Origin of the sequence: Sanguibacter sp. HDW7, assembly GCF_011300875.1 — a bacterium.
Taxonomy (GTDB): domain Bacteria; phylum Actinomycetota; class Actinomycetes; order Actinomycetales; family Cellulomonadaceae; genus Flavimobilis.
In genome coordinates, this window is sequence record NZ_CP049862.1 from 3,193,894 (window position 1) to 3,207,918 (window position 14,025).

The 14,025-nt window shown below is 72.6% G+C and carries 11 protein-coding genes; 1 reads left to right on the forward strand and 10 read right to left on the reverse strand.

Going from position 1 to position 14,025, the window contains the following annotated elements:
* Window positions 1–137: 137 nt before the first annotated feature.
* Entirely contained in the window at window positions 138–944 is an 807-nt protein-coding gene (locus tag G7063_RS14390; protein ID WP_166415002.1) for an SDR family oxidoreductase, read from the reverse strand.
* Window positions 945–1,067: 123 nt separating this feature from the next.
* On the opposite strand from G7063_RS14390, the gene G7063_RS14395 reads away from it, so the two are divergent.
* Window positions 1,068–1,706: a TetR/AcrR family transcriptional regulator gene (locus G7063_RS14395; RefSeq protein ID WP_166415003.1), complete on the forward strand. Its 639-nt coding sequence runs from the start codon at window positions 1,068–1,070 to the stop codon at window positions 1,704–1,706.
* Between the two features lie 114 nt (window positions 1,707–1,820).
* Here the strand turns inward: G7063_RS14395 and G7063_RS15530 are convergent, their stop codons facing one another.
* The 9 genes from G7063_RS15530 to G7063_RS14445 form a co-directional block, all read right to left on the reverse strand.
* Window positions 1,821–3,695: a PfkB family carbohydrate kinase gene (locus tag G7063_RS15530; protein ID WP_370520718.1), complete on the reverse strand. Its 1,875-nt coding sequence runs from the start codon at window positions 3,693–3,695 to the stop codon at window positions 1,821–1,823.
* Window positions 3,692–4,927, reverse strand: a complete 1,236-nt coding sequence (locus G7063_RS14410; RefSeq protein ID WP_166415004.1) for an AGE family epimerase/isomerase — start codon at window positions 4,925–4,927, stop codon at window positions 3,692–3,694. Before G7063_RS14410 ends, G7063_RS15530 begins: the two co-directional genes overlap by 4 nt.
* A gap of 107 nt (window positions 4,928–5,034) precedes the next feature.
* Window positions 5,035–7,473, reverse strand: coding sequence for a glycoside hydrolase family 2 protein (locus G7063_RS14415; RefSeq protein WP_240916119.1), 2,439 nt, complete (start codon window positions 7,471–7,473; stop codon window positions 5,035–5,037).
* Window positions 7,474–7,526: 53 nt separating this feature from the next.
* Complete coding sequence (locus tag G7063_RS14420) at window positions 7,527–8,468, reverse strand: carbohydrate ABC transporter permease (RefSeq protein WP_166415006.1); 942 nt, start codon at window positions 8,466–8,468, stop codon at window positions 7,527–7,529.
* On the reverse strand, window positions 8,465–9,382 hold the full coding sequence (locus G7063_RS14425; protein WP_166415007.1) for a carbohydrate ABC transporter permease: 918 nt from the start codon (window positions 9,380–9,382) through the stop codon (window positions 8,465–8,467). Before G7063_RS14425 ends, G7063_RS14420 begins: the two co-directional genes overlap by 4 nt.
* An 87-nt stretch (window positions 9,383–9,469) precedes the next feature.
* Window positions 9,470–10,795, reverse strand: a complete 1,326-nt coding sequence (locus G7063_RS14430) for an ABC transporter substrate-binding protein (protein WP_166415008.1) — start codon at window positions 10,793–10,795, stop codon at window positions 9,470–9,472.
* Between the two features lie 331 nt (window positions 10,796–11,126).
* Window positions 11,127–12,146: a LacI family DNA-binding transcriptional regulator gene (locus G7063_RS14435; protein ID WP_166415009.1), complete on the reverse strand. Its 1,020-nt coding sequence runs from the start codon at window positions 12,144–12,146 to the stop codon at window positions 11,127–11,129.
* Window positions 12,147–12,363: 217 nt separating this feature from the next.
* Window positions 12,364–13,278, reverse strand: coding sequence for an ROK family protein (locus G7063_RS14440; protein WP_166415010.1), 915 nt, complete (start codon window positions 13,276–13,278; stop codon window positions 12,364–12,366).
* Window positions 13,275–13,976 (reverse strand): N-acetylmannosamine-6-phosphate 2-epimerase, encoded by a 702-nt coding sequence (locus G7063_RS14445; protein ID WP_166415011.1) that lies wholly within the window; start codon window positions 13,974–13,976, stop codon window positions 13,275–13,277. Before G7063_RS14445 ends, G7063_RS14440 begins: the two co-directional genes overlap by 4 nt.
* Between the last annotated feature and the right edge of the window lie 49 nt (window positions 13,977–14,025).

The window sequence follows — 14,025 nt, forward strand, 5'->3', positions numbered from 1 at the left end:
AGGGCTCGCGCCCGTCGAGGCCGCTGCCCTGGACCGAGGTCGCTGCTGCGCATCAGCGACCTCGGTCCAGGACAGCGACCTCGCAGTGCACGGGCAGCGCGGCGCGTTCCCCTCCTGGGGCGCCGCGCCGGAACGGGTCAGGCGAGGAGGGCAGCCATCTTCTTCGCGATCATCTCCGTCGCGCGTCGGGGCGAGAGGCGCGAGAGCTTCTCGAGCCCGCGGACGTCGGGCCCGACGAGCACCCGGAACGGCCCCTTTTCGACGGCGTCGGCGATCTGGCGACCCGCCTCGGCGGGCGAGGTGACCTTGGCACCCGCCGACGCGGCGTCGGTGTGGCGGCCGGGCGTCGCGGCCCCGGAGTTGCTCGCGATGTTCGTGCCGATCGCACCGGGGAAGACGGTCGTCGCGCGGACGTTCGTGCCGAGGAGCTCCGCGTAGAGCCCTTCGGTGAAGAGCTTGACGGCAGCCTTCGACGCACCGTAGGCGGACTGGCCGGGCACGGGCGCGAGCGCCCCCATGCTCGAGACGTTGACGATCGCGGCGGCGGGTCGCTCGAGGAGGTCGGGCAGGAAGGTCGTCGTCATGCGGACCGTGCCCCAGAAGTTCACGTCCATGACGCGTCGGATCTCGTCGAGGGAGAGGTCCTTGACGGGGACGAAGCGCTGGATGATGCCGGCGATGTTGACGACGGCGTCGACGTGGCCGTGCGCCGCGAGGGCCTCGTCGCGGAGGCGGGAGACCGCGGCGTCGTCGGTGACGTCGACGACGTGGGTCGTGAGGCGGGGGCCGTCGGGGCCGGCGAGCTCGACGGTGCGGGCGAGCCCGGCCTCGTTGCGGTCGGCGGCGACGACGTGCGCTCCGCGGGAGCGCAGGGCGAGGGCGACCTCGCGTCCGATGCCGTCGCCCGCCCCGGTGACGACGACGACGCTGTCCTTGATGAGCACGTGAACCTTCTTCCCGGCCGGACGCCGTTGTCCGTCCGCTCGTGTCGCTGCGGTAGAACCGGAGATCAACCTCCGGTTACCGTCGATAATAGTCGAAGGTCCTAGCCGCCGAGGAGGCACGTCATGACCGAGACCGCGCCGCACCACCTGCCCACCGGCGCACGACCGCTCCGGTCGGACGCCCGCCGCAACCGTCGACGCCTGCTCGAGGCCGCGACCGCCGTCTTCGTCGAGCACGGGCCCGACGCTCCGCTCGACGAGGTGGCCCGCGTGGCGGGCGTCGGCCCCGGAACTCTCTACCGACACTTCTCGGGGCGCGACGACCTCCTCGCGGCCGTGCTCGAGGGCGTCGTCGAGCGGGTGCTCACGTCCGTCCGCGAGGCCCGGGCGACCGAGCCCACCGCGTGGGACGCGCTCGTCCGGGCGACCGGCTGGTCGCCGCCCCTGCGCGTCGCGCTCCACCTCGCGCGCGGGGTCCCCGACGGGGCCTCGCCGACGCTGCGCGCGTCGATCGACGAGGTGCTCGACGTCCTCGACGGCCTCGTCGCCGCGGCGCAGGCCGAGGGGGCGCTGCGCGACGACGTCACGACGGGCGACGTCGTCCTCCTGGCCGCCGCGACGAGCCGGACGCTCCCGCTGGACCCGGCAGCGGCGGAGAACGCCTTCCGCCGCGCGCACGCGCTCGTGCTCGCCGGGCTGCGCAGCGGCGCGACCGCACCGTTGCCGGGCACCCCGGTCGCCCTCGACGACCTCCCCCTCTGACCCCGACCCAGCGCCCCGCGACCCAGCCGAGCCTCTGCGAGGTCGCTGCTGCGGACCGAGGTCGCCGATATGCATCGCCGACCTCGGTCCTCGCCGCCCAGGGGCGACGTGTGCTCAGCGCCCCCGCATCGCCGCGTACGCGTCGCGCACGACGTCCGCACCCGGCTTGGCGTACATGCAGTAGTCGGTGTTCGACGCGGCGTCCTCGGGTGCGTAGAGCTCGGCGGGCCAGTCCCACAGGAAGAAGCCCTGCACCCAGGGGCGTCGCGCGCACGCCTCGAACATTTCGGCGAGGTAGTCGGCCTGCGCCTGCCCGGACGGCGCGCCGTCGAGCGCCCAGTCGTTGGGCCGGGCGGGCGACGTGTCGCGGCTGGGGCAGCCGGCCTCGAGGAAGACGAAGGGCTTGCCCTCGCGCTCGACGACGGCCTCGATGCGGTCGAGGTGCTGCTCCCACGTGCCGGTCGGGTAGTAGCCGGACGACGAGATGACGTCGACGGCGTCCCACCACGTGAGGCGGTCCTCCTGGTACTTGTCGCAGTTGTAGGTGACGAGGCCCGGGTAGACCTCGCGCACCGCGGCGACGAGGGCACGCCACTCGGCGTCGCGGCCTTCGGTGCGGACCATCTCGCAGCCGACGGAGAGCATCTCGACGCCCTCCTCGGCGGCGATCCGCGCGTGGTGGACGATGAACGCGGTGTACTGCGCGAACCACTGCGCCCACGTGGGCTCGCCGGGCACGTCGGCGTCGAAGAAGCCGATGAAGGCACGCCACGTGCCGTCGGCGGAGTCGACGACGGGCTTGAGGCAGACCTTCCAGCCGCGCTCCTTGGCGGCGCGGATCGCGGCGCGCACCTCGTCGTCGGTCACGGTGGGCTCGTCGCCGAAGGGGATCTCGGTCGACTGCGCCGTGGCCTGCTGGGCGGTGAACGCGACGGCGACCCAGTCGACGCCGAGCGTCGTGAGCTCGTCCATCGACCGCTCTGCGGCAGGTCCGGTCCAGGTGCCGCGGACGCCCGTCCAGCCCCAGGTCATGCCCGTGCACGGCGCGCCGGCGAAGGGCACGGGGGCGACGGGGCCGAGGACGTCGCGCAGCTCGGCGCGCGTGGGCGGGTTGGCGCCCGCACGGGAGACGGTGACGGAGGCGGCCGCCGCCGCGGCGCGGGCCGCGGTGAGGAGGGCCGCGTCGGACAGGGTCCGCAGGCGTGCCGCCCCCGAGGCGCCGGCGACGCCACGCGTCGCGAGCGCGTCGAGCAGCGCCCCCATGAACGTGTCGCCCGCGCCGACGGTGTCGACGACGTCGACGCGCCGGCCGGGCACCTCGAGGAGCGTGCCGTCGTGGCGGAGGAGCCAGGCGCCGTCGCCGCCGCGCGTGACGACGACGAGCCCCGCGCCCCACTCCGACCAGCGGCGGGCGACGTCGAGGGGGTGGACGCCGGGTGCGAACCAGGCGAGGTCCTCGTCGGACACCTTGACGACGTCGGCGAGCGCGACGATCTCCTCGACGCGTGCGCGCACGGCGTCGCCGTCGCGGACGAGAGCGGGCCGGATGTTCGGGTCGATGCCGACGACGGCGCTGCCGCGTGCGCGGCGCACGGCGTCGCGCACGGAGGTCCCGCCGGGCTCGAGGAACAACGCGATCGAGCCGACGTGGAGGACGTCGGCGTCCGCGACGTCCACGTCACCGAGCTCCCACGCGAGGTCGAACTCGTAGGAGGCGACGCCTGCGGCGTCGAGCGTCACGGCGGCCGACGACGTGCGCCCGGTCGACGGGACGTGGGCCGCGACGTCGACGTTCGACTCCTCGAGCCAGCCGCGGACGAGCCGCCCGCGGTCGTCGTCCGCGAGCGCGGTGACGAGCGTGACGTCCCGGCCCAGGCGGCCGAGCGTGAGGGCGACGTTCGCGAGCGAGCCGCCGGGCAGGTCGCGCGGGCCGTCCGGCCCGGGCACGACGTCGACGAGGGCCTCGCCGACGACGAGGAAGCGCGTCATGACGCCACCTGCCCGTCCGCGACGGCGCGCGCGATCGAGGGGCCGAGCGGGAGGCGCGGCAGGAGCGCGGACTGCACGGCGTGGTAGAGGTCGGGCTTGCCCGGCCAGACCGTGCCGGCGGGCTCGAGCGTCGGCGAGAGCTCGTGGTGCCACGATCCGTTCTCGTGGTCGACGACGTACGTGACGACGTGGTCCCACCAGCGGGCGTAGAGCTCCGCGTAGCGGTTCTCGCCCGTGCGGCGGTGGAGCGTGTCGGCGGCCGCGGTGGCCTCGGCGGCGACCCAGTGCATGCGGTCGCGCACGACGGGCTCGCCCGTCCAGCCGGTCGTGTAGACGAAGCCCTCGGCGCCGTCGGCGTCCCAGCCGTCGGCGGTCGCCCGCTCGAAGAGCCGGACGGCGGCGGGCAGGAGGTCGTCCGGGGCGGCGAGGCCGAGCGCGCTCTCGACGTGGATGAGGAGGCGCGCCCACTCGAAGCCGTGGCCGATCGTCGCGCCGTACGGCTTGAACTGGTCGCCCGGGCGGTCGGCGTTGAGCTCGAGGTCCGCGACCCAGTCGGGGCCGAAGTGCTCGGGCAGGCGGCCGTCGTGCTCGCCCGCGAGGCCGACGACGAAGCGCGCGATGCTCGCGGCACGCTGTCGCCACGCGGCGTCGCCCGTCGCGTCGGCGACCGCGAGGAGCGCCTCGACGGAGTGCATGTTCGCGTTGATGCCGCGGTACGGGTCGAGCGTCGTGAACGTGACGTCCCACGTGTCGACCGCGCGGCCCGCGGCCTCGTCCCAGAACTTGTCGAGGTAGACCGCGCAGGCCTCGTCGAGCAGCTCGCGCGCCCCCGGGATCCCGGCGAGCGTCGCGGTCGACGCTGCGAGGAGCACGAACGCGTGGTCGTAGCAGGACTTGCCCGAGGCGACGTCGGGCGCGCCCTGCGCGTCGAGCGCGTGGAACCAGCCGCCGTGCTCGGCGTCCCGCAGCGGGCCGGTGAGGCCCGCGAGGGCGCCGGCCGCGACGGGTGCGGAGCCCGGCACGCCGAGCATCGCGCCGAGCGCGTACACGTGGACGGTGCGGCACGTGATCCACGTCTGGACGCCGCGGTCGGTCCAGGGCTGGCCGTCGTCGCCGAGGTAGGCGGCGCCGCCGCCCGGGGCGACGACGTGCGCGCGCCCGAAGTCGAGGAGGTCGCGGACGTGCTGGTCGAGCCAGGCGCGGTGCGTGGGCAGGGAGGTCCAGGGGATCATCGGTGAGCCCTTCGTCGTCGTGCGGCCGGGACGGTGGACGCCCGTCCCGGTGAGGTGCGTGCGGGGGTGACGGCGGCACCCCCGGGGGTGCCGCCGTCGCGACCGGTTCAGGAACGGACGAGCTGCCCTGCGTGCTTGAGGACGGCGCGGTCCGTGAGCGCCGCCGCGTCGACCGCGACGGGCGAGGTGACGCGGAACGTCGCGGTCTCCCCCGGCAGCAGCGTGACGAGCATGTCGTCGACGCGCGCGTCCGGGTGGACCTTGTCGACGAGCAGCGCGAGGTCGTGGACGACGACGTCGGGCGTGATCGTCACGGTCGTGACGAAGCCGTCGGGGCCCTCGGCGACGGTCGCGTCGACCGTGAGACCGGGGTCCGACGCGAGGCGTGAGTCGCGCGGCTCCGCGAGGAACCGCACGCCACGCACGTCGCCGAGCGTCGCCGTGACGAGCTCGACGGCGGCGTCACCGGCCGTCGCGACGTCCGCGGGGACGGGCACGACGACGATGCCGCGCGCCGCGACCTCGACGGGCACGGTGGCCGACGCGAGCACGTCACCGTCGTAGGAGACGCGCTGCAGCACGAGGTCACCGGACCACGGCTCGGGGCTGTCGTCGTGCACCGCGACGACGAGGCCGTCCTCGCGGGGCTGGACCGTCACGAGGCGGTCGGCGTGCTGGTGCGCGAGCTCGTACGCGAGCGGCTTGGGGCGGCCGTCGCCGTCGACCGCTGCCCACGACGTCACGGGCCAGCAGTCGTTGATCTGCCAGACGACCGAGCCCATGCACACGGGGGCGTGCGAGCGCAGGTGGCCGATGCCCGTGCGCAGGGCGCGGGCCTGGTTGAGCTGCATGGCCCAGTGCCACGCGTCCATGTCCGAGGGCAGCTCGAAGTGCGGCAGCAGGCCGTACCAGAGCTTGTTGTTGCCGTCGGCGGCCTTCTGGTGCGTCACCATGCCGGGCGACTCGGGCGACATCGGCTCGTCGTGGATCGAGCGCGTGAGCGTCGCCCACGTCGGCGGGGCCTGCCAGCCGTACTCCGCCATGAAGCGCGGGACGTCCTTGAGGTAGGCGCTCATGGGGCGGCGGTTCCAGGCCTCCCACGAGTGCATGGAGCCGTGCTGCGCGTCGTTGGGGTGGAGGTCGAGCGTGCCCGACCACGGGGACGACGGCGTGTAGCCCGTGCCCGGCGAGAGCTCCGCGACGATCGCGGGGAGCAGCTCGGTGTAGTACCCGAGGCCCCAGCTGGCGCCGGCGAGGCGCGGCTGCCACGCCCAGTCGTGGAAGCCCCAGATGTTCTCGTTCGAGCCGTTCCACAGCGCGAGGCTCGCGCGGTGGGCCAGGCGGGCGACGTTCTCGCGCGCCTCGGCCTCGACCTCGGAGCGCAGCGGCTCCTCCTCCGGGTAGGCGGCGCACGCGAACGGGAAGTCCTGCCACACGAGCAGGCCCTGAGCGTCGCACGCGTCGTAGAAGTCCTCGGTCTCGTAGAGGCCGCCGCCCCAGATGCGCAGGAGGTTCATGTTCATGTCGACGGCCTGGCCGACGCGGGCGACGTAGCGCTCGCGCGTCACGCGGTGCGGGAACGCGTCGTCGGGGATCCAGTTGGCGCCGCGGACCCACACGGGCTCGCCGTTGACGACGAACGTGAAGCTCGTGCCGTGCTCGTCCGGGGTCATGTCGAGGGTGATCGTGCGGAAGCCGACGCTGCGGTGGGCCGCGTCGACGACCGTGCCGTCCGCGGCGAGCGTCACGTCGACGTCGTGCAGCGGCTGGGCGCCGTGCGTGCGGGGCCACCAGAGCTCGACGGACGCGAGCTCGACGTCGGCGGTCGCGCTCGTCGCACCGGCCGGGACGTCGACCGTCGTCGTCGCGTCGCCCACGGCGACGGTGAGCGTGAGCGGCACGTCCGCGACGCGCTCGACGTCGACGCTCACGCGGACGACGCCGCGCGCGCCCTCGGTCGCGCCGTCGGGCAGGAGCGCCTCGGTGCGGACCGCGGCGAGGCGGGCCGTCGACCACGACTCGAGCCGCGCGGGCTTCCACAGGCCGCTCGTCGCGGTCGCGATGCCCCAGTCCCAGCCGAAGCTGCAGGCCATCTTGCGCATGGCGTAGAACGGGTGCGCGTTGCCCGACTGCGGGCGGATGCCGAGCTCGAGCGCCTGCTGGTTCGCGTAGCTGATGGGCGACGTGAACGCGACGACGAGCTCGTTGTCGCCCTCGCGCAGCGCGGCCGCGGCATCGAGGCGGTAGGAGCGGTGCATGTTGGCCGTGCGGCCCACCTCGACACCGTTGACCGTCACGGTCGCGACGGTGTCGACGCCCTCGAGCACGAGGTCGTGGCGGTCGTGGCCCTCCGCGCTCCACGCGAACGTGGTGCGGTACTCCCAGTCGCACGCGCCGATCCATGCGAGCACGTGCTCGTTGCTGTCGAGGTACGGGTCCGGGATGATCCCGGCGGCGAGCAGGTCGGTGTGGACCGAGCCGGGCACGGTCGCGGGCACCGTGCCGAGCTCGAGGCCGTAGGGCACGGGGCCGCGGGTCGCGCGCACCGTCCATCCGTCACGGAGGTCCCGGGTCGTGGTCGAGGGGACCTGAGGGTTCGTCACTTCGTCGCTCCAGAGGTGAGGCCTGAGTAAATGTGCCGCTGGAGGGCGAGGAACGCTACCAACGTCGGCACGATCACAAGAATCGTACAAGCCGCGATGAGCTCCCACTCGGAGCCCTGCGGACCCTTGAAGCGGAACAGCGCGGTGGAGAGGACACCGAGCTCACCGCTCGGCATGTAGAGGAAGGGTAGGTAGAACTCGTTGTAGATCGCGATGCCCTTGATGATGACCACGGTCGCGATCGCCGGGCGCAGCAGCGGCAGGATGACCGAGCGGTAGATGCGGAACCGGTTGGCGCCGTCGAGCATCGCGGCCTCGTCGAGCGAGCGCGAGATCGAGCGCATGAACTGCATGAAGATCTGGATCGCGATGATGTCGGTCCCGAGGAACAGCAGGATGACCGACCAGCGCGTGTTGAACACGCCGAGGAAGTTGATGATCTTGAACGTCGCGACCTGCGTCGTCACGGCCGGGACGAGCGACGCGACGAGGAAGCCCGACATGACGAGCCCGCGGCCGCGGAAGTTGAAGCGGTCGATCGCGTACGCCGTCATCGTGCCGAGCAGGATCGTGCCCACCAGCGCGACGGCCAGGATGACGAGCGTGTTGACGAAGGCGACGATCATGTCGCCCTCGAGAAGGACCTTGGAGTAGTTGCTGAGGTTCAGCCAGTTCTTCGGCGGGTCGAGCGGACCCGTCGCCGCGAACTCCGCCTTCGTCTTGAACGACGCGAAGAGCAGCGTGAGCAGCGGCACGATCGCGACGAGCGACGCGACGACGAGCGACACGTACTTGAGGACGGCCGCCGCAGGGCTCGAGACGCGGGCCGTCCGAGCGCGGTTGCGCGCGCTCGCGGCACGGAAGCGGTCGCCGAGCGTCAGGGTGCGCTCGACACGCACGTCGTCGCTGCTGGGAGGGGTGAGGGTCGGGGCGCTCATGCGAGGTCCCCCTTCTCGGTCGGCACGAGCTTCCTCTGGACGATCGTGATGATGATGACGAGCAGGAGCAGGACGATGCCCATCGCGGACCCGAGACCGAGCTTGCGGTACTCGAACGCGAGGTCGATCGTGCGGATGACGAAGGTCGTCGTCCCGTTCGCGCCGCCCGTCATGATGAACGGGATCTCGAAGACCGACAGGGCACCGGAGATCGCGAGGATCGCGGTGAGGCCGATGATCTGGCTGATGCCCGGGATGACGATGTACCGGACCTTGTGCCAGGTCGTCGCGCCGTCGAGGTCGGCGGCCTCGTAGACGTCCTCGGGGATCGACTGGATCGCGCCGAGGAACAGCACGAAGTTCAGTCCCATGTACCGCCACACCGACGTGAACGCGAGCGAGTAGTTCGCGATCGACGGGTCGCCGAGCCACGTGGGCGGGTCGGTGACGCCGAACAGCGCGAGCAGCGCGTCGAGCGTGCCGTCGGGGCGGAAGAAGAAGAGGAACGCGATGCCGATCGCGACGCCGTTGACGAGGTAGGGGAAGAAGATGATCCCCTTGAAGAGGTTCTTGAGCCGCGTCCTGAAGCTGAGGATCACGGCGAAGTAGAGCGCGAGCACGAGCTGGATCGCGGCACCGACGAGGTAGTAGGCGCTCACGAGGAAGATCTCGAGGATGTCCGGGTCGGTGAAGATGCGGTGGTAGTTCTTCCACCCGACGAAGATCTTCTCGGGCTTGAGCCCGTCCCAGCTCGTGAAGCTCCACCAGACCATGTTCGCGACGGGCAGGTACGTGAACGTCAGGAGGAGGACGAGCGGGACGACGAGGAAGAGCCACGGCGTGATGCGCCAGCCGCGGCGGGTACGCGTCTGGACGGGTGCCGTCCGCGCTCGGTTCGGTGTCAGGAGGGCCATGCTCGACGCTCTTCTCGTGCGGGAAGGTGCAGGGGTGTGGACGGGACGGCCGTGCGCGGGGCCCCGAGGGGCCCCGCGCAGGTCGTGTCAGTTCTTGGCGAACTCGGCGCGGGCCTTGGCCCACTTCTCGTTGAGGCTCGTGAAGTACGACGCCTTGTCGCCCTTCTCGGCCCCGCGCGCGATGTCGACGAGCTTGCGGCGGTAGCTGTCGCCCCAGAGGTCGATCTCGGCCTCGTTGTAGATGTCGGAGTCGAGGGACTCCTCACCGGTCGGGCTCGGGTTGAGGTCGACGAACTCGGCACCGACCTCGTCGAAGGCCTTGAGGGTGTCGGGGGTCTTGCCGTCGAGGCGCGGCGAGACGCCGCCCTGGTCGAACGCGTAGCCGGACTTGTCGATGAACCAGGTGAGCCACGCCTTGGCGGCGTCCTTGTTCTTCGAGTGCTTGTTGATGGCGATCTTGTAGTCGCCCGAGACGACGGAGTGGAGCTTGCCGTCGGTCGTGAAGGGCAGCGGCCAGAACGCGATGTCGTCGGCGGAGCCGCCGTTCTTCTCCGCGGCCTCCTTCATCTGGCTGACGGCCCAGCCGCCGAGGACCATCGAGGAGATCTCACCCTTGGCGAGCTTGACCTTCGACTCCTCCCAGTTGGTCGTCGTGGGGTCGGACTCGGACAGGCCCTGGTTGACGATGTCGAAGAGGAGGCTGTCGAACGCGTACTGCTCGTTGCCCTCGGTCCACGGCGCGTCCTGCGAGTCGCGGATCGTCACGGAGTCGGGGCCGGCGATGACGCCCTGGTTGCCCTGCCACTGCGAGAGCGGCCAGCCGTCCTTGTAGTTCGTGTAGTAGCCGGCGCCGGTCTTGTCCTTGACCGCCTTGAGCGCGGTGAGGAACTCCTCGGGCGTCTTCGGGGGCGTCGTCACGCCGCCCTCGGCCATGACCTTGGTGTTGACGACGTAGCCGGAGGCGTTGCCGGTGATGGCGAGGCCGTAGAGCGTGCCGTCGAGCGAGCCCTCGGTCTTGACGAAGCGGTACGTCTTGGCGGCCTCGTCGACGGTGCCGATGGGCTCGAAGTACTGGGGGAACTGGTCCTTGGTGATCTTGTTCGGGATGAGCAGGACGTCGCCGTACTGCTCGGTGCCCATGCGGATGGACACCTCACCCTCGTAGTCCGTGTGCGCCTCGAACTTCACCTCGACGCCGGGGTACTCCTTCTGGAACTCCGCGACGTAGGCGGGGAAGACCGTCTTCGTGAGGTCGGTGCGGTTCGTGAGGACGGTGACCGTGCCCTTGATGTCGCCCGTGGGGGCACCGGTCGCGGTCGGGGTCGCCTTGGGGGCGTCGTCGCCCCCGCTGCAGGCGGTGAGGGACAGTGCGGCGATCGCCGCGACCGCGGCCACCTTGTGGATCCTTGCCATCGTGCTTCCCATCTGTCGTCGTTGACGTGCGCGGTTCTCGACCTGCGCTCGTTCGATAGTGAAGCGGTTAAGTCGTGGTAAGTCAAAGGTTCCTGGTCACGGTTTGGTCTCGACGGCGCGTACGAGCGTGCAACTTATGACGCGCTTAAGCGACGCGACGCGCGCCATCAGGGGCGATATGCCTGAGGGCCCTCATGTACCGGGCACGCGGCAGTGGGATCGATCCCACACGTCGGGGACGGTCGGGCAGGCACGCCAGGGCGCGGCGGAGCCACGGACGCGGGCACGCCGCCGAGGAGGGCCCGACGCGACCCGGACCCGACGGGCCCGCTCAGTCCCGCCGACGACGCGCGGTCGTGCCGCGCGGGCGCAGGGCGGGCGTCGAGTCGAGGAACGCGCCCGGCTCGGCCCCCTCCATGCGCGCGAAGAGCCGGCGCGCCGTGTGCGCGCCATAGCTCGTGACGTCATGGCTCAGCGCCGTGAGCCGCGGGAACGTCGCCTCGCACAGCGGCGAGTCGTCCCAGGCGATGAGCGAGACGTCGTCGGGCACGACGACACCCATCTCACGCGCGACGCCCATGCCCGAGAGCGCCATGACGTCGTTGTCGTAGACGATCGCCGTCGGCCGCTCGGGAGCGAGCAGCAGCGCCCGCGTGGCCGACGCGCCCTCGGCCGGCGTGTAGTCGGTCTCCGCCGAGAGCCCGACGACGCCGAGCAGCGCGCACTCCTCCCGGAACGCCGCGTCACGGATCGTCGTGTGGCCGAAGTGCGACACCCCGCCGATGCGCGCGATCCGTCGGTGCCCCATCGCGTGCAGGTACCGCACGCACTCGCGCATCGCCGCGGCGTCGTCCGTCCACACGCTCGTGAGCGACCCCGTGAGCGACGGGTCACCCACGACGACCGCGGGGAGCTGGTCCGGACCGGAGAGCAGCTCGACACGCGGGTCGTCGGGCCGGGGGTCGACCATGATGACGCCGTCGACGCGCCGGGCCGCGCGCCAGTGCCGGTACGTCCGCATCTCGGCGTCCGTGTCCGGCACGACCTGGAGCAGGAGCGCGTAGCTGCGCTCCGTGAGCACGGACTCGATGCCCGCGATGAACTGCATGTAGAAGGACTCGACGCCGAGCGTCGAGGGGTGGCGCGCGAGGACGAGGCCGACGGTCTCTGTCTTCGCGCCCGACAGCGACCGCGCCGCGGCGCTCGGCGCCCAGCCCATCTCGCTCGCGACGCGCAGGATCCGTGCGCGGGTCTCCTCCGAGACGCCGGGGCGGTTGTTGAGCGCGTACGAGACCGCGCCGGTCGAGACACCGGCCTTGCGCGCGATGTCCGCGATCGTCACCCGAGCCACGACGGCCCCCTTTCGTTCCGCGACGACAGTACCGTGGCCACGGCGCGCCGGGCCGCACGCCCGGTCGCCGGGCTCTGCAGGTCGCGGCACGCCCTCCGAGACGAAGGGCGTGCGTGAGGCACGACGAGACGTTCCGGGGACGCGGTCGACCGACGCCCGCCGCCCAGGGACAGGCGGCGCGCAAGAGCGAGGAGCCGTGGACGGCGACCCCTCGTTCTCACGCGCCGCTGTCCCTCCGGGTGGCGACGGCTGCCCCGACGATGGGGGCCTCCGTGCCGAGCGCGGCCGGGACGACAGGGACGTCGCGGACCGCGGGCATGAGGTCCTCGCGCAGCGCCGCAGCGACCGCGTCGAGGTAGGTGGTTCCGATCTGGGCGACGCCGCCGCCCACGACGACGACGTCGGGGTCGAGGACGCTCACGGCGCCCGCGAGGGCTCGGCCGAGAGCGCGCGCACCGCCGGCGACGATCGCGGCGGCGCGCGGGTCGCCCGCCGCGGCGAGCTCGGCGACGCGGCGCAGCGGGACGGCGTCGCCGCCCGCGGCGACGTGGAGGCGTTCGAGCGCGGGACCGCTCGCGACCGCCTCGGCGTGCCCGACGACCCCGCACGAGCACATGTGCCCTGCGGCCTCCGGCACGACGACGTGCCCGACGGAGCCGGCAACGCCCGCCCGGCCCAGGACGACGCGCCCGTCACGGACGACGCCGCCGCCGACCCCCGTGCCGACCGCTGCGAGGAGCATGACGCCCGCTCCGCGGCCCGCGCCGTGCGTCGCCTCGCCGAGGGCGGCCGCGTGGACGTCGTTGAGCGTGGCGGCGGGCAGCCCCGTCGCCTCTGCGACACGCTGCGAGACGGGCGTTCCCGCCCAGCCGGGCAGAAGGTCGGTCGCGCTCACGACACGACCCTCGGTGTCGATGACGCCGGCGGCCGCGACGCCGACCGCGTCGACGCTGCCGTGCGTGCGGCGGAGGTGCGCGACGACGCCGAGGATCGCGGCGAGGACAGCCTCGCCGCCGTCGGCCGCGGGCGTCGGGACGCGGACGACGTCGCCGACGATCGCGCCGTCGGGCGCGACGAGGGCGCCGGCGATCTTCGTTCCGCCGAGGTCGACGCCGATCGTCAGGGCCGTCATGCAGGGGCTCCCGCTGCGGCGTGCGCCTGCGGGGTCGCGGCCGTGAAGCGGCGGGCGGTGAGGAGCGGGTCTGTGATCGCTCCGCCGACGACGACGGAGGTCGCGCCCGCGTCGAAGGCAGCCTCGACGTCCTCGGGCGTGCGGATGCGGCCCTCGGCGACGACGAGGAGCCCCTCGGCGGCGAGCGCGGCGACGAGCTCGAGGTCAGGACCGTCGGGCGCGGGAAGCGACTCGGGCGTGTAGCCCGAGAGGGTCGTGCCGATGAACGTCGCGCCGAGCTCGGCGGCCCGCAGACCCTCGTCGAGGGTCGAGACGTCCGCCATGACGGGGACGTCGATCTCAGCCACGATCGCGCCGAAGCCCGCGAGCCGCGGACCGTGGACCTGCGCCGACGCGTCGAGGGCGACGACGTCGGCGCCCGCCGCGACGAGCCCTGCCGCAAGGTCGGCGGTCGGCGTGATGAAGGGGCGCGGGCCGCCCTCGACCTTGTGGAGGCCGATGACGGGGACGTCGGTGACCGCGCGCACCGCGGCGACGTCCTCGGGCCCGTTGACGCGGAGGCCGACAGCTCCGCCGAGGAGGACAGCGCGGGCGATCACTGCCGTGATCGCGGGGTCGCGCAGGGGGCTCCCGGCGGGCGCCTGGCACGACACGACGAGCCCGCCGCGCATGCACCCGAGGATCCGTTCCCGCTCCATGGCGTGTGCAGTCCTTCCGTCCGGTCGAGCAACGTTCTTCGAATAGGTA